The organism is Cellulomonas sp. JH27-2 (genome assembly GCF_014837175.1).
GTDB lineage: Bacteria > Actinomycetota > Actinomycetes > Actinomycetales > Cellulomonadaceae > Cellulomonas.
In genome coordinates this window covers 558,421-579,853 of record NZ_JACYFR010000001.1, presented here as the reverse complement: position 1 = coordinate 579,853, position 21,433 = coordinate 558,421, and the positions used below count along the sequence as shown (strand labels likewise).

The following is a 21,433-nucleotide window of genomic DNA, read 5'->3' as shown; positions in this document are numbered from 1 at the left end:
CGCGCTTGGCCCTGACCGTCAGCCGGTACGGGCGGTGAGGACGACCTCGTCTCCCACGTCGAGCCCGACGTCGACGAGCCGCACGCCGGGAGGCAGCTGCGCGCCCAGGTCGATGCGCCGCCCCTCGTAGGCCTTGATCCTCCCGCTCGCGACGGCGAGCATCCCGGCGACGAGTGGGTTGCCGCTGGTCACGGACACGTCGCTGACGGTCAGCACCAGGTCGGTCCCGACGGTCGCCGTGGCTCCGCCCTCCGCCGTCGCGGACAGGAACCCCTTGCGGATCTGGGCCCGCACGGCCACGGACGCCGCTCGCGGCCCGCGAGAGACGAGGTCGACGTCGAGCCGCGACAGCGTCACGCCCTGTGCCTTGGCCAGGTCGGCTGCGACCCGCTGCACAGCAGCGACGATCTCGTCGCGCGCCGCCGCGACGCGCACCTGCCCCACGACGCGGTCCTGCTCGGTCGGCTCGACGAGCTGGGCGGCCAACGACCCGTCGACCCCTTCGACCCAGGAGAACGACAGGTTCTCGGCCTCGGCCTGCAGGTCGACCCGCACCCCCTCGATCGTCACGGGGTGCGCGTCGACGCGGAGCCGTCCGACGATCCCGGCCTCGCTGGACCGTGCGGTGACGGGTGCCGGGGGAGGCGGGGTCTTACGGGCTCCGGCGACGACGACGCCGGTGAGGTCGACGTCGAGCGTCGGGACCGCGGCGCCGTCGAGGGTCGCGGCGACGCGAACGGGGGACGCGTCGGTGACCCCGGCCGCCTGGTCCAGGAGCGCGCTCCGCACCCGCCGCGCCAGCTCTTCACCGTCGTCGGGCCGCGGCGCAGCACCGAGCGGAACGAAGTCGAACGCGTCGTCAGCCATACCGGCACCCTACGTGCGCGACCGACCCCAGCTCGAGGTTGGCCGCGGACTCCCGCCGCGAACCGCGGCGAAAGTCGAGTTCACCGCGTCGGAACTGAGCCGTCGAGATCGACATCGTTCACGGTTGGCGGGGGTCAGGGCGTGGACGATGTCGAGCTCGGTGAGGCCATGGCGACGATCCGGCGGTGAGTCTCCTGCATGTCCGGTGTCGACAGGCGTGGATCGGACGGGGTGCGGCCTGCGGCGACAGCGGACAGGTAGCGGCGGTCGGCCTCCAGGCGGGCCATGGGGTCGCGCGTCGGCGTGCCGTGGCCCGGGACCAGGACCGCGGCCCGCGCGACGTACGGCGCCAGGGTGTCCAGCCCGGCGAGGTACGCGGGCAGGTCGTCGGGGTCGAACGGCAGCGGGAGCTCGAGGTCGCTGAGCATGTCGCCGACGACGAGCACGCGCGACCGCGGCAGCCACAGCGCGGTGTGGCCCGGCGCGTGGGCGTCGTGCACGACGAGCTCCACGTCGATCCCCGGCAGGTGCTCGGGCGGGATGGTGTCGACCGGGGACACGCGGCCCACCAGGTCGACGAGGTCCTCCGGGAAGTCGCCGAGCTCGGCGACGAGCGTGGCGCGGTCGTCGGCCGCCAGCCGGGCCGTCCGCGGGGACGCGAACCGTGGCGCCCCGCCGAAGCCCGGGTGCCACAGCAGGTGGTCGTGGTGAGCGTGCGTCGCGAACCCCGCGACGACGGTCCAGCGACGCCCGGCCAGCTCGGCGGCCAAGCCCGCCAGCTCGTCGGGCTGCCACGCCGGGTCGACGAGCAGCGCGCGCTCGTCGTGGACCACCACCGTCGACGTCGTCGACATGGTCCGGCTCGTAGCGACGAGCACCCCGTCGGCAACCGGCTCGAGCGCCCGCACGGTTCGTCCTCGGCCCGGCCTGTGTGGGCTGTCAGGCGACGCGGGCGCGGAACGTGGCGCGGTAGTCGCCGGGCGCGACGCCCACCGACGCGCGGAAGTGGTGGCGCAGCAGCGCCGCGGACCCGAATCCGCAGGCCCGCGCCACCTCCTCGACGTCCAGGTCGCTGTCCTCGAGCAGGTGCTGGGCCCGCAGGATCCGCTGCGACGTGAGCCACCGCATCGGCGTCGTGCCCGTCTCCGCGGCGAACCGGCGCGCGAACGTCCGCGAGGACATGAGCGCCCGGGCCGCGAGCGAGTCGACCGTGTGGTCGTCGGCCAGCCGCTCCAGCACCCAGTCCAGGACGTGGCGCAGCGAGTCGTCCGTGCACTCCGGCACCGGCTGCGGGATGTACTGGCGCTGGCCGCCGTCGCGCTGCGGCGGCACCACCATGCGGCGGGCGATGGTCGTGGCGATCTGGCTGCCGAGCTCGCGGCGCACGATGTGCAGGCACGCGTCGATGCCGGCCGCGGTGCCGGCGCTCGTCACGATGTCGCCCTCGTCGACGAACAGCACGTCCGGGTTGACACTGAGCTCCGGGTAGCGTGCGGCGAGCTCGTCGGCGTGCCGCCAGTGGGTCGTCACGGCGCGCCCGCCGAGGATTCCGGCCGCCGCCAGGACGAACACGCCGGAGCAGACCGAGACGATCGTGGCACCGCGGGCGTGGGCGGCGCGGATCGCATCGAGGATCGCGGGGTCGTACTCGTCGCGGATGGTGGTGGCGGGGACGGCGACGAGGTCGACGTCCGCGAGCGCGTCGAGGCCGAACGGTGCCGTGATGCCGATGCCGGAGGCGGCCCGGACCGCCTGGCCCGGACGCGTGCCGACGACCCGGAAGTCGATCAGCGGCACGCCTTCCTCGGTGCGGTCGATGCCGAACACCTCGCACACCACACCGAACTCGAACATCGACAGGCCGTCGATCACCAGGGCACCCACACTGCGCAGCATCCCGCCACGGTAGGTGGCGGGATCTCGATGGTCAATGCCTCGACTGCCACTGGGCGACCTCGTGCCGATGCGGTCATCCATTGGCGGCATATTGACGTAGGCGGTCATTCCTGCCACTCGTCGAGCGCGGCCGGACGACCCAGGCTGGACGCATGGAAGCCTTCGTGACAGTCCTCGCAGCCCTCATCATCGCGTCTCCGTTCGTCGTGCTCGCACTGCGCACGACCCGCTGGGACCCGGTCGCCCCGCCGCGTCTGCGGCGTGTGCTCGACGAGCGGGACGCCGATGCTCGTCGGGCGGCGCTCGACGACGCCGCGACGGCCGCCCGCCAGGTCGACACCGCCGCCCGGGTGCCCGACGGCGCGGCCCGGTCCCGCGCCGCGTCGTCGGCCCGCCGGGCCGCGCCGCGGACGGCCCGACCAGGAGCGCCGCGGCTAGGCTGACCGGCGTGACGCACCGATCCGATGCCGTGGGCCTCGTCCTGGCGAGGCCAGCGCGGATGCTCGGCCACGAGCCGTTCTTCGGCGAGCTCATCGCCGGCATCGAGGAGGTCCTGGCCACCGACGACCGGTCGCTGCTGCTGCACGTGGTCCCGACGCTGGACGCGGAGATCGCGGCCTACCGCCGGTGGGCCGCCGGTCAGATGGTCGACGCGGTCGTCGTCGTGAACGTCGTGGACGACGACCCGCGCATCCCGGTGCTCGCCGAGCTGGGCATCCCCGCGGTGGTCGTCGGTGGACCCCGCACCGGCATGGTGTTCTCCAACGTCTGGATCGACGACGCGCAGGTGAGCCGCGACACGGTCGACTACCTGGTGGGGTTGGGGCACGACCGCCTCGCGCGTGTGAGCGGCCCGAAGGCGCTGCTGCACACGCGCTGGCGGAACGACGCGTTCCTGGAGCGCTGCGCGGCGACGGGCGTCGAGGGCGTGATCGTCGAGGGCGACTACACCGAGGACTCCGGGAAGGCGGCCGCGCGGCTGCTGCTGGGCCGGCGGGGTGCGCCGTCGGCCATCGTCTTCGACAACGACGTCATGGCGCTCGCGGCGCTCGCGGTCGCCGCCGAGATGGGCATCGAGGTGCCGGCGCGCCTGTCGCTGCTCGCATGGGACGACTCCGCGCTGTGCCGGCTGTCCAACCCGCCGCTGTCGGCCATGACGCTCGACGTGCACGGCATGGGTCAGCAGGTGGGCACGTGCGTCCTCAACACGCTGGCCGACGGGCCCGTCCGCGCCCACCAGGCGACGATGCAGCGACTGTCGGCGCGCGCGTCGACGGCCCGCCCGGCGTGACCGGCGCGAGGTCGTCAGGGAGACTCATCAGCCGAACTGTATAGTTTTGCCGCGTGACCGTCTCCGAGATCGCCTTCGACCTGCGCGCCGCGCTCGGGCCCGTCTACCGGCGGCTCGTCGCCGAGAAGACTCTGCCCGTCGGCCAGACCCGCGCGCTGAACACGCTGGTCGCGGGCGGCCCGACGACCTCCTCGGAGCTGGCCGCCGCCGAGGGCATCACCCCCCAGTCCATGGCCGCGATCGTCGCGGAGCTGGAGGCGCGTGGAATGGTCGCGCGCGAGCAGGACCCGCACGACGGCCGCCGCCGCCTGGTCCGGATCACGGACGATGGCCGCGCCGCGCTCGACGCGGACCGGCACGCGACGGGCGGCTGGCTCACGTCGGTGCTCACGGACGCGCTGGACGACGACGAGCGCGCGGTCATCGCCGCCGCGATCCCGGTGCTGCGCAAGCTGGGGACCTACCGTGGCTGAGCGCAATCGCCTGATCCCCGCGCTCGTCTACACCGCGCTGGCCGCCGCGATCATCAGCTCGCTGGGCCTCCTGCTGGTCCCGACGCTGGCCCGTGAGTTCGACGTCACGGTCAGCACGGCGCAGTGGACGCTGACGATCAACCTGCTGGTCGGTGCCATCGCGACGCCCGTCCTGGGGCGCCTCAGCGACGGCCCGCACAAGCGACGCATCCTGCTCGTCACGCTGGCCGTGGTCCTGGCCGGGTCGGTGCTTGCTGCGACGGCGACGACGTTCGCCGTGCTCGTCGTCGGCCGCGCCCTGCAGGGCCTGTCCTACGCGATCACGCCCATGACCATCGCGCTGGCCCGCCGCTACGCGCCCGCGGACAAGGTCCGCACCGGCATCGCGTCGCTCTCGGTGACCGTCGCGACGGGCATCGGGCTCGGCTACCCCCTGACCGGGATCATCGCGGCGACGTTCGACTTCCGGTACGCGTTCTGGTTCGCCGCCGCATTCGTGGTCTCGGCGATCGTCGTCGTGGTCGTCGCTGTGCCGAAGGGGCCGGACGAGCACGGCCTGCGGGTTCCCTTCGACACCGCCGGCGCCGCCCTGCTGAGCATCGGCCTCGCGGCGTTGCTGCTGGGCATCAGCGAGGGGTCGCGCTGGGGCTGGGGGTCGACGACGACGCTCGGCATCCTGGCCGGCGCCGTCGTCGTGCTCGCGGGCTGGGTGTGGCGCGAGCTGCGCACCGACCACCCGCTGATCCGCCTGGACCTGCTGCGCCACTCCGACGTGCTGCTCGCGAACGCCACCGCGCTGAGCATCGGCACGGCCATGTACATCGGCGTCTCGGTGATCAGCCTCATCGCGCAGGCGCCCACCTCCACCGGCTACGGCGCCGGCATGCCGCTGTTCTGGGCCGGGTTCGTGATGTTCCCGCTGTCCGTCGGCAGCCAGCTCGCCAGCCGCACGGCCCGCGCGCTGTCGCACCGGCTACCGTTCACGCTGCTGCTGCCCATCGGCGCCGCCTTCACCACGGGTGCCAACCTGCTCATGCTGGTCGCGCACGACGAGGTCGCGGACCTGATGATCGGCATGCTGCTGGTCGGCGTCGGCATCGGCACCACCTATGCCGCGATGCCCGGCCTCATCGCGCGCGGCGTCGCGGCGCAGGAGCTCGGCAGCGCGGTGTCGTTCAACCAGGTGCTGCGGACCGTCGGCGGCTCGATCGGGTCGGCCATCGCGGGCGCCGTCATCGCCACCCACCTGGGCCCGGGAAGCCGGCCCACCGGGCACGGCATCGAGCTCACGTTCGTCATCAGCGCGGTCGGGTGCGCGGTCGTCACGCTCGCGCTGGCGACGCACGCGGTGCTCGCGGCGCGTCGTGCCCGACGCCTGCTCGGCGACACGCACGGGAGCGTGCTGCACCAGATCGAGGTGCTCGAGCCGCGCGACGGCGGTAGCGTCCAGCCCAGCGACGCCCCGACCGACGCCGTCCCGGCGCGTGATCGGGTTACCACGACGTAACACCGGCCGACTACGCTCCGGCTCGCGCACCCCCGGTGCGTCAGACCCGACGCCAGTCGGCTGCCAGGACCCGCGTCGCCCCCGGCGCGGTGAAGGAGGATTCCTTGCGCACGTCCCGCCCCGCACTCCTGACCGCGCTCGCCCTGACGACCACGCTGGCCCTGGCCGCGTGCAGCACGGGTGACGACGACTCCGCGACGCCCGGCTCGAGCGGCACGTCGTCGGCCGCCGCCACGTTCGACCCGTCGAGCGTGGCCAAGGACGACGCCATCGCCGCGCTGGTCCCGGACAAGATCAAGTCCGCCGGCACGCTGACGGTCGGCTCCGACACGTCCTACGCCCCGGCCGAGTACATCGACGACGACGGCACCACCGCGGTCGGCTACGACGTCGACATCGCCAAGGCGCTCGCGGCCGTCATGGGCCTGAAGGCCGACGTCCAGACCGCCGACTTCACGGGCATCATCCCGGCCATCGGCAGCAAGTACGACGTGGGCATCTCGTCGTTCACGATCAACCCCGACCGCCTCACGCAGGCGAACATGGTCGAGTACTTCGAGGCCGGCGAGGCGTTCGCGGTGCCGAAGGGCAACCCGGGCAAGGTCGACGGCTCGAAGCTGTGCGGCCTGACGGTGGGCGTGCAGACCGGCACGGTCGAGGACGAGGAGCTCGACGGCCTGTCCAAGAAGTGCACCGACGCGGGCGACAAGGCGATCACGCCGCTGAAGTACGCCAAGCAGTCCGAGGTCACCACGGCGCTCGTCGGCGGCAAGGCCGACCTGATGTACGCCGACTCGCCGATCATCGCCTACGCGATCGCTCAGACCGGCGGCCAGCTCGAGCAGCTCGGCGACGTGTTCGCCAGCGCCCCGCAGGGCATCGTCGTCAGCAAGGACGACCAGGCCCTCACGGACGCCGTGCAGAAGGCGATGCAGAAGCTCATCGACGACGGCGACTACGGCAAGATCCTCGCCGCGTGGGGCAACGACGCCGGTGCGGTGAAGACCGCCGAGCTCAACCCGTCCGTATCCTGACGCCGTGACGACGACGACACCCGCCGCCGGGAGACCGGCGGCCGAGCCCGAGCGGATCCACGCGGTCCCCGTGCGCTACCCCGGCCGATGGATCTCGGCGGCGGTTGTCGTCGTGCTGGCGGCCATGGCCGTCAACGCACTGATCACGAACGACAAGTTCGCCTGGCCGACGGTCGGGAAGTACCTGTTCAGCCAGCCGATCATGCGCGGCGTGGGCTGGACACTGGTCCTCACGGTCGCGTCGATGGCCATCGCGATCGTGCTGGCCGTGCTGCTCGCGGTGATGCGGCGGTCCGCGAACCCCGTGATGCGCTGGGTGTCGTGGGTCTACATCTGGTTCTTCCGCGGGACCCCGATCTACACGCAGCTCGCGTTCTGGGGCTACGCGTCGGTCCTGTACAAGAACCTGTCGCTGGGCGTCCCGTTCGGCCCAGAGTTCTTCCAGGTCGACACCGCCGACCTGCTCAACCCGCTGCGCGCCGCGATCATCGGACTCGCCCTGAACGAGGCGGCCTACCTCGCCGAGATCGTGCGCGCCGGCCTGCAGAGCGTCGACCGCGGCCAGTCGGAGGCAGCTCGCGCGCTGGGCATGAAGGAGGGGCGCATCCTGTGGCGCATCGTGCTGCCGCAGGCGATGCGTGTCATCGTCCCTCCCACCGGCAACGAGACCATCTCCATGCTGAAGACGACGTCGCTGGTCCTGGCCGTGCCGTTCATCTACGACCTCAACTTCGCGCAGGCCGCCATCGGCAACCGGATCTTCCAGCCGCTTCCCCTGCTCGTCGTGGCCGCCATCTGGTACCTGGTGATCACCAGCATCCTCATGGTCGGGCAGTACTACCTGGAGCGGTACTACGGCCGCGGGTTCGACGAGCACAGCCCGAAGAAGCGACCCGCCCGGCAAGCCGCGATCAACGCCGCCAGGACCACCGCCGACCCCAGCCCGCTGGACGGAGTCACACCGTGAGCGCCGTGCCGACGAACGCCGCCGACGCAGGTCGCACGGACGGCCTCGACCCGAACGCCCCCATGGTCGAGCTGGCCGGCGTGCACAAGTGGTACGGCGACAACCACGTGCTGACCGGCGTGGACCTGGTGGTCCCGCGCGGCACGGTGACCGTGATGCTGGGCCCGTCGGGCTCCGGCAAGTCGACCGCGCTGCGCTGCATCAACCAGCTCGAGGAGATCGGCGCGGGCTCCATCCACGTCGAGGGTGAGCTGCAGGGCTACCGCGAGGAGGGCGGCAGGCTCCACCGCCTGCACCCCAAGAAGATCGCCGTGCAGCGCGCCCGCGTCGGCATGGTGTTCCAGCGCTTCAACCTGTTCCCGCACATGACGGCGATCGGCAACGTGATGGAGGCGCCGATCCAGGTGCTGGGCAAGAGCAAGGCCGAGGCTCGCGAGCGGGCCGCCGAGCTGTTGACCCGCGTCGGGCTCTCGGACCGCCTCGAGCACTACCCGTCGCAGCTCTCGGGCGGTCAGCAGCAGCGCGTCGCGATCGCCCGGGCGCTGGCCATGGACCCCGACCTCATGCTGTTCGACGAGCCGACGTCGGCCCTCGATCCGGAGCTCGTCGGCGAGGTGCTCGGCGTCATGCGCGACCTCGCCGCGTCCGGCATGACGATGATCGTCGTGACGCACGAGATCGGCTTCGCGCGCGAGGTCGCCGACCAGGTCGTCTTCATGGCCGACGGCGCCGTCGTCGAGCACGGCCCGGTCGCCCAGGTCATCGACGCACCCACGGAGCCTCGCACCCAGGACTTCCTGGCCCACGTCCTGTAGGCCGCGGTGCGTCGGGCCGTGTCAGCGGCCTGACGAGGGGTGTCGGGCCCGTGTCGGTGGCGTGTCAGCGGGGGCGTGCAGGGTTGCACCCATGAGCACAGACCTGGTGATCGAGGCCGAGGGCCTCGTCAAGCACTTCGGCCAGACCAAGGCGCTGCAGGGCGTCGACCTGGCCGTCAAGCGAGGCACCGTTCTCGGCGTCCTCGGCCCCAACGGCGCCGGCAAGACGACCGCCGTCCGCATCCTGTCCACCCTCCTGACCCCCGACGCGGGCCACGCGACCATCGCGGGCTTCGACGTCGTCAAGCAGTCCCAGCAGGTCCGCCAGACGATCGGCCTCACCGGCCAGTACGCGTCCGTGGACGAGGACCTCACGGGCCGCCAGAACCTCGTGCTGTTCGGCACGCTGCTGGACCTGGGCCGCGCCGGCTCGCGGGCTCGCGCCACCGAGCTGCTCGAGTGGTTCGGCCTGACCGAGGCCGCCGACCGGCCCGCCAAGACCTACTCCGGCGGCATGCGCCGCCGCCTCGACCTGGCCGCGAGCCTCGTCGGGCGCCCCGAGGTCATCTTCCTCGACGAGCCGACCACCGGCCTGGACCCCGCCAAGCGCGAGGACATGTGGGACGTGGTGCGGTCGCTGGTCACCGACGGCTCCACCGTCCTGCTGACCACGCAGTACCTGGAGGAGGCCGACGCGCTGGCCGACGAGATCACGGTCATCGACCACGGCCGCGTCATCGCGCACGACACCCCCGACGGGCTCAAGCACCTGGTCGGCGGCCAGACGCTCGAGGTGCGCCCGTCCGACCTGGCCCGCATGGAGGAGACGGCGACGATCCTGTCGCAGGTCTCCACGGGCGTGACCGGTGCGGTCGAGGACCGCAAGGGCGTCCTGTCGGTCCCCGTGTCCGACGACACCGCGTTGACCGCCACCGTCTCCCGGCTGGCCGCCGCCGGCATCGGCGTCACCGAGCTCTCCCTGCACCTGCCCAGCCTGGACGAGGTGTTCTTCAAGCTGACCGGACGCACGGCGTCCGACGACGACACGACCGTCACGAAGGAGGTCGCCGCATGAGCACCGCGACCCTGACCCCCACCCCGCGCACCAGCACGGTCCCGCGCGCCGCCGAGGTCTCCCGCAAGCCTTTGCCGCTGCTGCGGCACTCCCTGGCGCTGGCCAAGCGCAGCCTCATCAAGACGTGGCGCACGCCGGAGGCGCTCATCGACGTCACGCTGCAGCCGGCGATCTTCCTGGTGATCTTCGTCTACATCTTCGGCGGTGCCGTCGCCGGATCGACCGCCTCCTACCTGCAGTTCCTGCTGCCGGGCATCCTGGCGCAGACGATCGCCACGGGCGCCATCGCGATCGGCGTCAACCTCAACACCGACCTGGAGAAGGGCATCTTCGACCGGTTCCGGTCGCTGCCCGTGCCGCGCTCGGCCCCGCTCGTCGGTGCCGTGCTGGGCGACGTGGTCCGCTACGTCATCGTCACCGTCGTGACGCTGCTCATCGGCTCGCTCATGGGCTTCCGCCTCGAGGGCAGCGTGCTCGCGGCCGTCGCGGCCTGCCTCCTCGCGATCGTGTTCGCCTTGTCGTTGTCGTGGGTGTCGGTGTTCGTCGGCATGAAGGCCCGCACCAGCGGCGCCGTGCAGGGGATCATGTTCCTGCTGATCATGCCGCTGAGCTTCGCGTCGACGACCTTCGTCCCCGGCGGCACGTTGCCCGGCTGGATGCAGGGCTTCGTCAAGGTCAACCCGCTCACGCACCTGGTCGACTCGATGCGTGCCCTGTTCATGGGGCAGCCGGTCGGGATGCACGTGTGGTGGACCCTGGCCTGGTGCGTCGGCCTCGTCGCGGTGTTCATGCCGCTGGCCATGCGGGCGTACCGCAAGAAGGTCTGACGACCAGTGAGAAGGGGCGGTCCGCTGTGCGGGCCGCCCCTTTCTCTGTCGTTCGCCGCGACCTGACAGGGCCGTGCGCGTGAGGTCAGAGGCCGAGCAGCGCGTCGGCCAGCTCGCCGACGCGCTTGGCCAGCACGGACGGCCGCACCGTCCGCAGGGGCTCCAGGGCGGCTGCCCGCGCGGCGGCGTCGCCGACGAGGGCGGCGACCTGGCCGCTGCCCTCGGGGTCGAACATCCACTGCAGGTTCGCGCCCAGGCGCGTGCCGATCGCGTGGAGCTCGACCGTCGGCTCGCGCAGACCGCGGAACGCCGCGAGCTCGGCCAGGCCCATCGCGTAGGCGCCGACGATCGGCATGTCCGACCCGGGGACGGCGTCGTCGGCCGCCGCGCGCAGCAGCTCGACCGCGCGCGCCTCGGTTGCCGCGACGGTCGTCGTCCTGGCCGTCGTCTCGCCGCCCACGCCCGAGCCCTCGGCCAGGCTGCGCAGGTGGACCATCGCGGCGGTCGCCCGCGTCAGCGCGCGGGCCTGGGGCGGGTTGACCGGTCGGTCGACGACGCGGGCGAGCGCGGCCTCGGCGTGCGCGACGGCCGACGCGTGCTGGCCGCGCATCAGGGCGATGTGGGCCAGCCCCAGCTCGGCCTGGGCGGCGTCGCCCTCGTCGACCTGGTCGGACGTCGCCACGGTCTGCACCCGGGCGTAGGCCTCCTCGTCGCCGTGCAGCGCCTGCTGCACGTCCAGCAGCACGCGGATGCCGCGGGCGTCACCGAACGCGCCGATCAGCTCGAGGTGGTGCACGCCGAGCTGCAACCACGTCGCGGACTCCGGCGATCCCAGCCCGCCGCCGATCCACTGCCCCAGCCCCTGCGCCGCCATCCCCATGCCCCAGTGGTCGCCGGCCTCCTCGAAGCGGCGGTAGGCCTCGCGCGCGTCGTCGCCGGACTCCGGGGAGCTGCCGTCGTTCTCCTGGACGGCCGCGCGCAGGAACAGGCCGATGCCCTGCAGGTACGGGTCGCCGGACGCCACGAGGCGCTCGGCCGGCCCAGCCATCTGCGTGAAGTCGCCGGCGCTCAGGGCCGGCATGGTCTCGGCCAGCGCGCGCGAGCGCGGCGTGATCTCGTCGGGCCGCTCGCGCAGCACCGTGCGCGCAGCGCGCAGCCCGAGTGCGCCCATCCGGGCGGACTCGATCACGCCGCTGTTCAACCCGACGTACGTCGCGACGACGGCCGCGGTCTCGGCGTCGGGCACGGGCCGGCCCGAGCCCGCACCGTTGAGGAAGGCCGAGCGTGCGCGGGCCCGCGGGTCCTCGAGGTGCAGGAGTCGTTGCGCCCAGGCGACGACCTCGCTGTGCAGGCCTCGGACGGTCCAGAGCCCGAAGAGAGCGGACAGGATGTCGAGCGCCGCGGGCTCGTCGTCGTGCGCCAGGGCCCACCGGGCCGCGACCAGGAGCGCCTCGCCGTCGTCGGACGCGGCCTCGTACGCCTGCAGCTGGGCCGGCCCGATGAAGTCCGCGCGCAGCGCCACCGCTCGTCGTCGCGCCCAGGCGACCAGGGCGGACATCGTGCCCGCGCGCTCGCCTGACGCGTCGAGCCGCGCCTCGCCGTACTCCCGCACCGTCTCGAGCATGCGGTAGCGCGCCGGGCCCGGCCCCTGGTCGGCGAGGCTGAGCAGCGACTGGTCGACGAGCCCGGCCAGCCCGCGGCGCACGACGGCCGGCTGCGTGTCGCCGCAGATCGCGACGGCTGTCTCGGCGCTGAACGAGCCCGCGACGACGGAGAGCCGCTGCAGCAGCGTCCGGTCGTTCGGGGTCAGCAGCTCACGCGACCAGTCGACCATCGCCCAGAGGCTCGCGTGGCGGTCCGGCAGGCCCCGCAGGGCGTCGTCGAGCAGGCCGAACCGGTCGTCGAGCCCGTCCAGGACGTCCTCGACGGGCATCGAGCGCAGCCGCGCGGCGGCCAGCTCGAGCGCGAGCGGGAGGTTGTCGAGGCGGTGGCACAGCTCGAGCACCCGCGCCGCGTCCCAGGCCAGGTCGGGCCGGGCGGCGCGGGCGCGCGACTCGAGCAGGTCGAGCGCGTCGGCGTCGGGCAGCGTGCCCAGCCGGTGCACCTCCTCACCCACCAGGCCCAGCGGGGCACGGCTGGTGGCGAGGACCACGAGGTCGGGCGATGCGACGTCGAGCAGGTCGGCCACCACCCGCGCGGCCGCGTCCAGGACGTGCTCGCAGTTGTCGAGCACCAGCAGACCGTCGAGGTCCGCGGCCGCCACGCGCAGACGGTCGAGCGGCTCCCGCATCCGCCGCTCGGCGTTGAGGTCCGCGCGGCTGGGGGTCGTGTCCATGCCGCCGATGGCGCCCAGCACGGTCGGGAACACCTCGTCGGACGCGCGCAGGCCGGCCAGCTCGACGACGCGGACCGAGCGTCCGCGCGCGGCCACCGTCCGGGCCACCTCCGAGGCCAGCCGGGTCTTGCCCGCGCCCCCCGTGGCGACGAGCGTCACGAGGGGGGCGGTGTCGACGGCACGCAGCACCGCCGCCAGGTCGTCGTCGCGGCCCAGCAGGGGTGTGGTGGACCGGCGCCAGGCCGCCGGCATCGCGACCGTGGTGTGGGCCGGGGCGGCGGGGACAGCGGGCGTGGGCTCGCTGCGCGGCGCGAGCTCACCGCGCAGCAGGGCCACGTGCGCGTCGACGACGACGGGGGACAGGTCCGCCCCGTAGCGGTCGACGAGCTCGGTGCGGACGCGGTCGACGAGCTCGAGCGCCTCCGCGTCGCGCCCCTGCGCCGCGAGCACGCGGACCAGGACGGCGAGAGCGGGCTCGTCGGGCGGGGTGCGCGTGACCAGGCGGTGCAGGTCCGTGCCGTCCAGCGGGCCGGCGCCGGCGAGCGCGGCCCGGGCGCGGACCCCCGCGACGTCGGAGAACAGCCGGGCGGTGGCGCCGTCGTCGAGGTCGGGCACGGCGGGGAACAGGGCGCGCGCGGCGTCGGCCGCGTGCTGCGCCTCGTCGGCCCGGCCGGCCTGCAGCGCGGCCGACGCGCGCTCGGCCAGGTGCTGGGCGTCGGTCGCGTCCACGTGGACGTCGTCGGCGGCCAGACGGTACCCGCCGGGAGCTGCGAGGATCGGCACGCCGGTGCGGCGCAGGCGCGAGACCAGCGCCTGGATCGCGCCCGTCTGGTCCTGCGGTGGCTCGCCGTCCCACACGGCGTCGACGAGCGCGCCGACCGAGACGGTGCGTCCGCGTGCATCGACCAGCTCGCGCAGCACGGCCGCGAGCCGCTCACCGCGCACCGGCCGGCCGTCGACGGCGAGCTCGCCGAGCGTCGTGATCTGCACGGCCCCAGCATCGCCTATCGACCGCCCCCTCCGCCGAACCTGCCGTCCGGGGACGGCGGCGTGCGGCGCAGGGTGCTCGCGGAACCCAGCTGAACGGCGATTCGTCGTCGTTGGGCTGGTTCGTCCCGTGTCTTCGTCGGTCGCGCGCTGTGGACGGTGCTGGGGACGACGGGCGTGTCGGTGTGGACGGCCTGTGGGTCGTCGTCGGCGAGTCCTGTTGCGCTCGCGTGAACGCGCTGGCCAGGGCGTCGTGTCAGTGCCCACAGGTAGTGTGAAACTCGGCGCACAGGGTGAAAAACGACACTGGTGTAACACAACACCTAGTGGTCCATTGCAGTGTCAGACACAAGGTGTAGTGTCTTGCTCACGCACTCGGCAGGAACGGCGGGGACTCTCCGGAGGCCTCGGCGGCAGGGGGCGAGGGGCTCCGACAGGGGGTCCTTCACAGAACTCACGACTCACTTCGACGGAGCGCACGATGACGATCACGGTCTACAGCAAGCCGGCCTGCGTGCAGTGCAACGCGACCTACCGTGCCCTCGACAAGCTGGGCGCCGAGTACACGGTCGTCGACATCAGCGAGGACGCGGACGCCCGCGACTACGTGATGTCGCTGGGCCACCTGCAGGCACCCGTCGTGATCGTGGACGGCGAGCACTGGTCGGGCTACCGCCCGGACCGCATCGGCGCCCTCTCCGAGCGTCTCGCGGCCGTCTCCGCCTGACGCCCGCACCCGGCCGACGAGACCGCGCGCACGCGCTGCGCCGGCTCGTCGCCACCAGCACCGACCCGAGGTTGAGGGGATCCGCATGGGCTCGCTCGTGTACTTCTCGTCGGCCTCGGACAACACGCACCGCTTCGTCGAGAAGCTCGGCCTGGCGGCCTCCCGCATCCCGCTGCGTCCCACCGATCCGTTCCTGCACGTCACCGAGCCCTATGTGCTCGTCGTGCCGACGTACGGCGGGGGCAACGAGGGCGGCGCGGTACCCCGTCAGGTCGTGAAGTTCCTCAACGACGAGGGCAACCGCTCACTGATCCGCGGCGTCATCGCCGCGGGCAACACGAATTTCGGCGAGGCCTACTGCATCGCGGGGGACATCATCGCGGCCAAGTGCCGCGTCCCCTACCTGTACGGGTTCGAGCTCATGGGAACCAGCGAGGACGTGACACGCGTCCGTGAGGGATTGGGACGATTTTGGCAGCGACAGTCACAGATACCCGCGTAGACCTGACGGGGCTGGACTACCACGCCCTCAACGCCATGCTGAACCTGTATGGCGCGGACGGGGAGATCCAGTTCGACAAGGACCGCGAGGCGGCGCGCGCGTACTTCCTGCAGCACGTCAACCAGAACACGGTCTTCTTCCACGACCTGGACGAGAAGCTCGACTACCTCGTCGAGAACAAGTACTACGACCCGGCGGTGCTGGCGCAGTACGACCGGACGTTCATCAAGACGCTCTTCCAGTACGCGTACTCGAAGAAGTTCCGGTTCCAGACGTTCCTGGGCGCGTTCAAGTACTACACGTCGTACACGCTCAAGACGTTCGACGGGAAGCGCTACCTCGAGCGCTTCGAGGACCGCGTGTGCATGGTGGCGCTCTCGCTGGCCGAAGGTGACCAGGACTTCGCGATCTCGCTGGTCGACGAGATCGTCTCCGGCCGGTTCCAGCCGGCGACGCCCACGTTCCTCAACCTCGGCAAGGCGCAGCGCGGCGAGCCCGTGTCCTGCTTCCTGCTGCGCATCGAGGACAACATGGAGTCGATCGCGCGCGGCATCAACTCCGCGCTGCAGCTCTCCAAGCGCGGCGGCGGCGTGGCCCTGCTGCTGAGCAACGTGCGCGAGCACGGTGCCCCCATCAAGCACATCGAGAACCAGAGCTCCGGCGTCATCCCCGTGATGAAGCTGCTCGAGGACTCGTTCAGCTACGCCAACCAGCTCGGTGCGCGTCAGGGTGCCGGCGCCGTGTACCTGCACGCGCACCACCCGGACATCTACCGGTTCCTCGACACCAAGCGCGAGAACGCCGACGAGAAGATCCGCATCAAGACCCTGTCGCTGGGCGTCGTGATCCCGGACATCACGTTCGAGCTCGCCAAGAAGAACGAGCCGATGTACCTCTTCTCGCCGTACGACGTCGAGCGCGTGTACGGCCAGCCGTTCGCCGACGTGAACGTCACCGAGAAGTACTACGAGATGGTCGACAACGCGTCCATCCGCAAGACCAAGATCAACGCGCGCGAGTTCTTCCAGACGCTCGCGGAGCTGCAGTTCGAGTCGGGCTACCCGTACGTGATGTTCGAGGACACGGTCAACCGTGCCAACCCCGTCAAGGGCAAGATCACGCACTCCAACCTGTGCTCGGAGATCCTGCAGGTCTCCACGCCGTCGACGTTCAACGAGGACCTCTCCTACAACGAGGTCGGCCGCGACATCTCCTGCAACCTGGGCTCCATGAACATCGCGCTGGCGATGGACGGGCCGGACTTCGGCAAGTCGGTGGAGACGGCCATCCGTGCGCTGACGGCGGTCTCCGACCAGACGGACATCGAGTCGGTGCCGTCGGTGAAGAAGGCCAACCGCGGCGGCCACGCCATCGGTCTGGGCCAGATGAACCTGCACGGGTTCCTGGCGCGCGAGCGGATCCACTACGGCTCCGACGAGGGCCTCGACTTCACCAACATCTACTTCTACACGGTCGCGTACCACGCCATCCGGGCGTCGAACCTGCTGGCCCAGGAGCGCAATCAGAAGTTCTTCGGCTTCGAGGACTCCAAGTACGCCACCGGCGAGTACTTCGAGAAGTACGTCGAGCGCACGTGGGAGCCGCGGACCGCACGCGTCGCCGAGCTGTTCGCCGAGGCCGGCGTGCACATTCCGACGCAGGACGACTGGCGCGAGCTGGCCGCCTCCGTCCAGGAGCACGGCATCTACAACCAGAACCTGCAGGCCGTGCCGCCCACGGGCTCGATCAGCTACATCAACCACTCGACGAGCTCGATCCACCCGATCGCGTCGAAGATCGAGATCCGCAAGGAAGGCAAGATCGGCCGCGTCTACTACCCGGCGCCGTTCATGACGAACGACAACCTGGAGTACTACCAGGACGCGTACGAGATCGGCTACGAGAAGGTCATCGACACCTACGCCGAGGCCACGCAGCACGTGGACCAGGGCCTGTCGCTGACGCTGTTCTTCAAGGACACGGCCACCACGCGTGACCTGAACAAGGCCCAGATCTACGCCTGGCGCAAGGGCATCAAGACGATCTACTACATCCGCCTCCGCCAGCTCGCGCTGGAGGGGACGGAGGTGGACGGCTGCGTCTCGTGCATGCTCTGACCGCGCCCCACACCCTGAACCACCTGAAGGAATCACGATGAGCGAGAAGCTGAAGCTGATCAGCCGTGTGTCGGCGATCAACTGGAACCGGCTCGAGGACGACAAGGACGCGGACGTCTGGGACCGCCTGGTCGGCAACTTCTGGCTGCCGGAGAAGGTGCCGGTGTCCAACGACGTGCAGTCGTGGGCGACCCTGACCGAGCAGGAGAAGACGCTCACCATGCGCGTCTTCACCGGCCTGACGCTCCTGGACACGATCCAGGGCACCGTCGGCGCGGTCTCGCTGATCCCCGACGCGATCACGCCGCACGAGGAGGCCGTCTACACGAACATCGCGTTCATGGAGTCGGTGCACGCCAAGTCCTACAGCTCGATCTTCTCGACCCTGTGCTCCACCAAGGAGATCGACGAGGCGTTCCGCTGGTCGGAGGAGAACGCGAACCTCCAGCGCAAGGCCGAGATCGTCATGGACTACTACCGCGGCGACTCGCCCCTGAAGCGGAAGGTGGCCAGCACGCTGCTGGAGTCGTTCCTCTTCTACTCGGGCTTCTACCTGCCCATGTACTGGTCCAGCCGCGCCAAGCTCACCAACACGGCCGACCTCATCCGCCTCATCATCCGCGACGAGGCCGTGCACGGGTACTACATCGGCTACAAGTACCAGAAGGGTCTTGAGCGGGTCTCCGCCGCCGAGCGCGAGGAGCTCAAGAACTACACGTTCGAGCTGCTCTTCGAGCTGTACGACAACGAGGTGGAGTACACGCAGGACCTCTACGACGGCGTCGGCCTGACCGAGGACGTCAAGAAGTTCCTGCGCTACAACGCCAACAAGGCCCTCATGAACCTGGGCTACGAGGCGCTGTTCCCGCGCGACGAGACGGACGTCAACCCGGCGATCCTGTCCGCGCTGTCGCCCAACGCCGACGAGAACCACGACTTCTTCTCCGGCTCGGGCTCGTCCTACGTGATCGGCAAGGCCGTGAACACCGAGGACGAGGACTGGGAGTTCTGACCACCCCATCTCCACCCGCTGCCGGTGTGTGAGGTGACAGTTTTGTCTGTGTTGTGACACTAGAAGTTGCGGTCCTTGCCTCAGGCATCGGGCCGCCGTCGCACCCAAATCTGCGGCGGTGGCCCGATGTGCGCAGTCATTACCCGATGTTAGGACCTGCTTTGCAGCCTGCTGAACCTCTCTTGGGGGTCAGTGCGCGGCATCGAGTTTGCCCGGCGAAGGGGACTTGCGAGCGTGGGCATCGGGTCGTCGCGTGTTCACCACGAGCCTGATCACGAGCGTGCTGGCCTCAACTGAGAGGCGCTTGCGCAGGCCCTGCTGCGACGCACCGGTCGCCCGCAAGAGGCACCGTGGCGGCGACGTTCATGAAGGGCTCATAGAGGCGCTGCGCGGGGGTAGGGACGCTTCGCGCCGAACACGGCCGGCAAGTGTTATCCCGCACCGCAGACGCTGCTCCAACTCACGGAGATGGCGCGAACGTGGAGCCGTCGGCCTACGGGAGGCAGATCTGTCCCTGAGGTGATGACGTGGGGAGTCCGTCCGTCGGCACGAGTCGACTGACGACCCGGTGGATGTCGCACGGCGCGAGTATGCTTTAAATCACACACGTGGGATTCACCTCGGATCAACCACACATGCGAACGGGCCGGGTGCGCCAACACCCGACCCGTCGTGACAACTGAACACCCATCACGAGATGCCGTTCGTCGTCGAAGTTCTCCCGAACTTGCTCTGATCATGTCACACCCTCCAGGGAATGACTGTTCGTGAGTCAGCGCGTCGGCGTCTCCTAGCCAGGATCTGTGAAGACGGATCTGGAGAGGATCTGCCATGGTTTCAACCGTCAGTTCCGCGTTCGAAGAGTTCGACGGCCACCTCAATCTCGACCCGGGCGAGCGGCGTCATGCTCAGGATCTCCACCGCGAGATCCGTGAGCTCCTGGAGGACAACGGTCAGGTCAAGGACTCGTTCCTGCAGGGCTCGTTTGCGCGCAAGACGATGCTCAAGCCGCTCAAGGACGTCGACATCGTCATCATCCTGGCCTCGGACGCGTGGCCGGGCCTGGACGGACCGAGCGGACCCGCACAGGCGATGGAGTTCTTCCGGCGCTGCGTCGCCGAGCACTGGCCTGGCGCGCTGTTCGACCAGGGGGAGGCCCCAGCAGCGAAGGCACTCCGTGTTCACCTGCCTGGTGTCGAGTTCACCATCGACCTGGTGCCCGCCCTGGATGATGCTGACGGCCGGTACGTGCTGATCGGGGATCGCGAGCTCGGGGAGTGGATCCCGAGCAACACGCGGATCCAGATCACCAACGTCCAGAAGCGGAACGTACTCACTGGCGGCACGTTCGTGCACCAGGTCCGCATGTTCAAGGCGCTCATCAAGCACCATCCGGAGCTCGACTTCTTTAAGGGGATTGCCGCTGAGTCCCTGGCTTACCAGGTGATCACCGCGTCGGTAGCGCCTCAGGAGGCGTTGCTCAAGCTGCTGCAGGCCGCGCCCCAGATCCTCGCTGGCCCGTTGCTCGAGCCGGCTGGCGAGGACGACATGACCGGCAAGTGGAGCCCAGCCGAACGGCAGCTCGCCAGGAAGGTCCTCGGGGAGGCCGCTCAGGGCGCCGGTGAGGCTATCGCCCTGGAGGCCAGCGGTGACGCACGCGCCGCGATCGGCGTCTGGCACGAAATCCTTGGCTCGGACTTCCCTGAGCCTGAGCCCATCAGCGAGCACCAGGCGATGAAGAACTGGGCCTCCGGCTCGATCGCCACCGGCGGTTACCTGTCCCCTAGTACCGCGGGGGTCGCTCAGACTCAACCGCGTCGGGCATGGCGCTCCAGCTGATCGACGTCCTGCAGGCACCCGAGCTCGCAGCCGGGGTCCTGCAGGACACGATTCCTGGGTGCTCCGTCGACCGAGTGTTCGTAGCGCACGGGCACATCGTGTTCAACCTGACCTTCGCGCCGCTTCGAGACCTGCCCGCCTACCCCGACGAGCGGGCCAGGGTCGTGGTGGCGAGCTCAGGGGACGTCACCGCTTTCCCGATCGGGGCGCCGAGGCCATGGTTGCACCGCAGCCCGAACCTTGACGGCACGACGTTCGGCGCCAAGTACGCCGGGCTGTGTCTTTTCTACCCCCTCGATCGGCGAGAGCTGACGTGGCAGTGGGATGACGGGTTCGAGGACTACGTGCTGTGCGTGCAACGGCATCTGGCGTTCGAGGAGTACTGGCGCCGGCATGGTGAGTGGCCGGTGGAGGATGCGCCGCATGGCAATCCCCCTCGCGGACAGCACCCGATCTTGACCCCGTTCATGCGGAAGGAGGCGGCCCGGTGGGCACGCTTGAAGAAGTTGTGAAAGCCACCGCGAGCGATGGCGTCCCGTGGAAAACGATCGCTGTTGCCGTGCTGGGCTCGTCAGCCGTAGCAGCGTTCGTCACCTCGGTCCTCGACGGCATGCGTTCGACATCATCGACGCGACGCGACGGGTACGCCGCTGTGAGCACGGTGCTCCTGCGCCGGGTCGAGTTCGCCTTCCGCATCCGGCGCCGCGCGGGCGACGATCCCGCAACGCTTGCCGCACTCTCGGCGCTAGGCAGCGACATCCAAGAAGAACTCGCGCGCAGCAAGGCATGGGTAGCCGCAGAGAGCAAGTACGTCCAGGATGTCCTACTAGAGGTCTGCCGGGCGATCGATGCAGAAGTCGCGCCATTCTGCGAATCAGCGTGGGGCATGCCGCCAGTGAGTCAACCGACCGGAATGAACCTGTCTGGCTGGGGCCCAACGGGGCACGGAGCGCAGCTCGAAAAACTCAATCGGGCCGTCGCGAGGCGGTTCGGTTGGCGGCGCGCCGTACCGCATCGGTGGTGGGGCCTGGCCAGGCGTCACGGGTGGCTGGACTGACCTCCTGCCACGGTCGGCGGGACCTGGAGCCGAACGGGCGGTCGAGCCCGCGTGCCTACGGACACGCCAAAGCGCGCGTATCGAGACTGCGGTCTTGTGGGCAAG

The 21,433-nt window shown here is 70.5% G+C and carries 20 protein-coding genes; 16 read left to right on the top strand and 4 right to left on the bottom strand.

Annotated elements, in window-relative coordinates:
* Positions 1–18 precede the first annotated feature (18 nt).
* From IC607_RS02775 to IC607_RS02765, 3 genes are all read right to left on the bottom strand, one after another.
* The gene (locus tag IC607_RS02775; protein WP_191785449.1) at positions 19–867 is read right to left on the bottom strand and encodes a hypothetical protein; all 849 of its coding nucleotides are present in this window, start codon (positions 865–867) and stop codon (positions 19–21) included.
* Positions 868–1,001: 134 nt separating this feature from the next.
* Entirely contained in the window at positions 1,002–1,721 is a 720-nt protein-coding gene (locus IC607_RS02770; protein WP_225224303.1) for an MBL fold metallo-hydrolase, read from the bottom strand.
* An 85-nt stretch (positions 1,722–1,806) separates the two neighbouring features.
* Entirely contained in the window at positions 1,807–2,763 is a 957-nt protein-coding gene (locus IC607_RS02765) for a helix-turn-helix domain-containing protein (protein WP_191785447.1), read from the bottom strand.
* A gap of 152 nt (positions 2,764–2,915) precedes the next feature.
* Between IC607_RS02765 and IC607_RS02760 the strand changes: the two genes are divergently transcribed.
* From IC607_RS02760 to IC607_RS02725, 9 genes are all read left to right on the top strand, one after another.
* The gene (locus IC607_RS02760) at positions 2,916–3,206 is read left to right on the top strand and encodes a hypothetical protein (protein ID WP_191785446.1); all 291 of its coding nucleotides are present in this window, start codon (positions 2,916–2,918) and stop codon (positions 3,204–3,206) included.
* Positions 3,207–3,211: 5 nt separating this feature from the next.
* Entirely contained in the window at positions 3,212–4,054 is an 843-nt protein-coding gene (locus IC607_RS02755) for a LacI family DNA-binding transcriptional regulator (protein WP_370525970.1), read from the top strand.
* A gap of 53 nt (positions 4,055–4,107) precedes the next feature.
* Positions 4,108–4,527 carry a MarR family winged helix-turn-helix transcriptional regulator gene (locus tag IC607_RS17260; RefSeq protein WP_370525968.1) on the top strand — a complete coding sequence of 140 codons (420 nt, stop codon included), beginning with the start codon at positions 4,108–4,110 and terminating at the stop codon, positions 4,525–4,527.
* Entirely contained in the window at positions 4,520–6,034 is a 1,515-nt protein-coding gene (locus IC607_RS02750; RefSeq protein WP_370525967.1) for an MFS transporter, read from the top strand. Before IC607_RS17260 ends, IC607_RS02750 begins: the two co-directional genes overlap by 8 nt.
* Before the next feature lie 104 nt (positions 6,035–6,138).
* A complete protein-coding gene (locus tag IC607_RS02745) occupies positions 6,139–7,068 on the top strand; it encodes an ABC transporter substrate-binding protein (protein ID WP_191785444.1) in 930 nt (309 codons plus the stop codon).
* A gap of 4 nt (positions 7,069–7,072) precedes the next feature.
* On the top strand, positions 7,073–8,035 hold the full coding sequence (locus tag IC607_RS02740; protein ID WP_370525966.1) for an amino acid ABC transporter permease: 963 nt from the start codon (positions 7,073–7,075) through the stop codon (positions 8,033–8,035).
* Positions 8,036–8,097: 62 nt separating this feature from the next.
* Positions 8,098–8,850, top strand: coding sequence for an amino acid ABC transporter ATP-binding protein (locus IC607_RS02735; RefSeq protein WP_191785877.1), 753 nt, complete (start codon positions 8,098–8,100; stop codon positions 8,848–8,850).
* 91 nt (positions 8,851–8,941) lie between these two features.
* Positions 8,942–9,925, top strand: a complete 984-nt coding sequence (locus IC607_RS02730) for an ATP-binding cassette domain-containing protein (RefSeq protein ID WP_191785443.1) — start codon at positions 8,942–8,944, stop codon at positions 9,923–9,925.
* The gene (locus IC607_RS02725; RefSeq protein WP_191785442.1) at positions 9,922–10,752 is read left to right on the top strand and encodes an ABC transporter permease; all 831 of its coding nucleotides are present in this window, start codon (positions 9,922–9,924) and stop codon (positions 10,750–10,752) included. The genes IC607_RS02730 and IC607_RS02725 overlap by 4 nt, the downstream gene beginning before the upstream one ends.
* Positions 10,753–10,837: 85 nt before the next feature.
* Here the strand turns inward: IC607_RS02725 and IC607_RS02720 are convergent, their stop codons facing one another.
* On the bottom strand, positions 10,838–14,077 hold the full coding sequence (locus IC607_RS02720; protein WP_191785441.1) for a BTAD domain-containing putative transcriptional regulator: 3,240 nt from the start codon (positions 14,075–14,077) through the stop codon (positions 10,838–10,840).
* Positions 14,078–14,555: 478 nt separating this feature from the next.
* On the opposite strand from IC607_RS02720, the gene nrdH reads away from it, so the two are divergent.
* The 7 genes from nrdH (at position 14,556) to IC607_RS02685 (ending at position 21,328) form a co-directional block, all read left to right on the top strand.
* Entirely contained in the window at positions 14,556–14,801 is a 246-nt protein-coding gene (nrdH, locus tag IC607_RS02715) for a glutaredoxin-like protein NrdH (protein ID WP_191785440.1), read from the top strand.
* Between the two features lie 85 nt (positions 14,802–14,886).
* On the top strand, positions 14,887–15,303 hold the full coding sequence (nrdI, locus tag IC607_RS02710; RefSeq protein ID WP_191785439.1) for a class Ib ribonucleoside-diphosphate reductase assembly flavoprotein NrdI: 417 nt from the start codon (positions 14,887–14,889) through the stop codon (positions 15,301–15,303).
* Complete coding sequence (nrdE, locus tag IC607_RS02705; protein ID WP_191785438.1) at positions 15,273–17,420, top strand: class 1b ribonucleoside-diphosphate reductase subunit alpha; 2,148 nt, start codon at positions 15,273–15,275, stop codon at positions 17,418–17,420. The genes nrdI and nrdE overlap by 31 nt, the downstream gene beginning before the upstream one ends.
* A gap of 37 nt (positions 17,421–17,457) precedes the next feature.
* Positions 17,458–18,432 (top strand): class 1b ribonucleoside-diphosphate reductase subunit beta, encoded by a 975-nt coding sequence (gene nrdF, locus IC607_RS02700; protein WP_191785437.1) that lies wholly within the window; start codon positions 17,458–17,460, stop codon positions 18,430–18,432.
* 831 nt (positions 18,433–19,263) lie between these two features.
* A complete protein-coding gene (locus tag IC607_RS02695) occupies positions 19,264–20,271 on the top strand; it encodes a nucleotidyltransferase (RefSeq protein ID WP_191785436.1) in 1,008 nt (335 codons plus the stop codon).
* Entirely contained in the window at positions 20,256–20,783 is a 528-nt protein-coding gene (locus IC607_RS02690; protein ID WP_191785435.1) for a hypothetical protein, read from the top strand. The genes IC607_RS02695 and IC607_RS02690 overlap by 16 nt, the downstream gene beginning before the upstream one ends.
* Positions 20,759–21,328 (top strand): hypothetical protein, encoded by a 570-nt coding sequence (locus tag IC607_RS02685; protein ID WP_191785434.1) that lies wholly within the window; start codon positions 20,759–20,761, stop codon positions 21,326–21,328. The genes IC607_RS02690 and IC607_RS02685 overlap by 25 nt, the downstream gene beginning before the upstream one ends.
* Positions 21,329–21,433 lie beyond the last annotated feature (105 nt).

What these genes read in the sequence shown, in the direction of transcription:
- IC607_RS02775 (WP_191785449.1), bottom strand. Translation starts at nt 867, where the DNA reads ATGGCTGACGACGCGTTCGACTTCGTTCCGCTCGGTGCTGCGCCGCGG.
- IC607_RS02770 (WP_225224303.1), bottom strand. Translation starts at nt 1,721, where the DNA reads ATGTCGACGACGTCGACGGTGGTGGTCCACGACGAGCGCGCGCTGCTC.
- IC607_RS02765 (WP_191785447.1), bottom strand. Translation starts at nt 2,763, where the DNA reads ATGCTGCGCAGTGTGGGTGCCCTGGTGATCGACGGCCTGTCGATGTTC.
- IC607_RS02760 (WP_191785446.1), top strand. Translation starts at nt 2,916, where the DNA reads ATGGAAGCCTTCGTGACAGTCCTCGCAGCCCTCATCATCGCGTCTCCG.
- IC607_RS02735 (WP_191785877.1), top strand. Translation starts at nt 8,098, where the DNA reads ATGGTCGAGCTGGCCGGCGTGCACAAGTGGTACGGCGACAACCACGTG.
- IC607_RS02730 (WP_191785443.1), top strand. Translation starts at nt 8,942, where the DNA reads ATGAGCACAGACCTGGTGATCGAGGCCGAGGGCCTCGTCAAGCACTTC.
- IC607_RS02725 (WP_191785442.1), top strand. Translation starts at nt 9,922, where the DNA reads ATGAGCACCGCGACCCTGACCCCCACCCCGCGCACCAGCACGGTCCCG.
- nrdH (WP_191785440.1), top strand. Translation starts at nt 14,556, where the DNA reads ATGACGATCACGGTCTACAGCAAGCCGGCCTGCGTGCAGTGCAACGCG.
- nrdI (WP_191785439.1), top strand. Translation starts at nt 14,887, where the DNA reads ATGGGCTCGCTCGTGTACTTCTCGTCGGCCTCGGACAACACGCACCGC.
- nrdF (WP_191785437.1), top strand. Translation starts at nt 17,458, where the DNA reads ATGAGCGAGAAGCTGAAGCTGATCAGCCGTGTGTCGGCGATCAACTGG.
- IC607_RS02695 (WP_191785436.1), top strand. Translation starts at nt 19,264, where the DNA reads ATGGTTTCAACCGTCAGTTCCGCGTTCGAAGAGTTCGACGGCCACCTC.
- IC607_RS02690 (WP_191785435.1), top strand. Translation starts at nt 20,256, where the DNA reads ATGGCGCTCCAGCTGATCGACGTCCTGCAGGCACCCGAGCTCGCAGCC.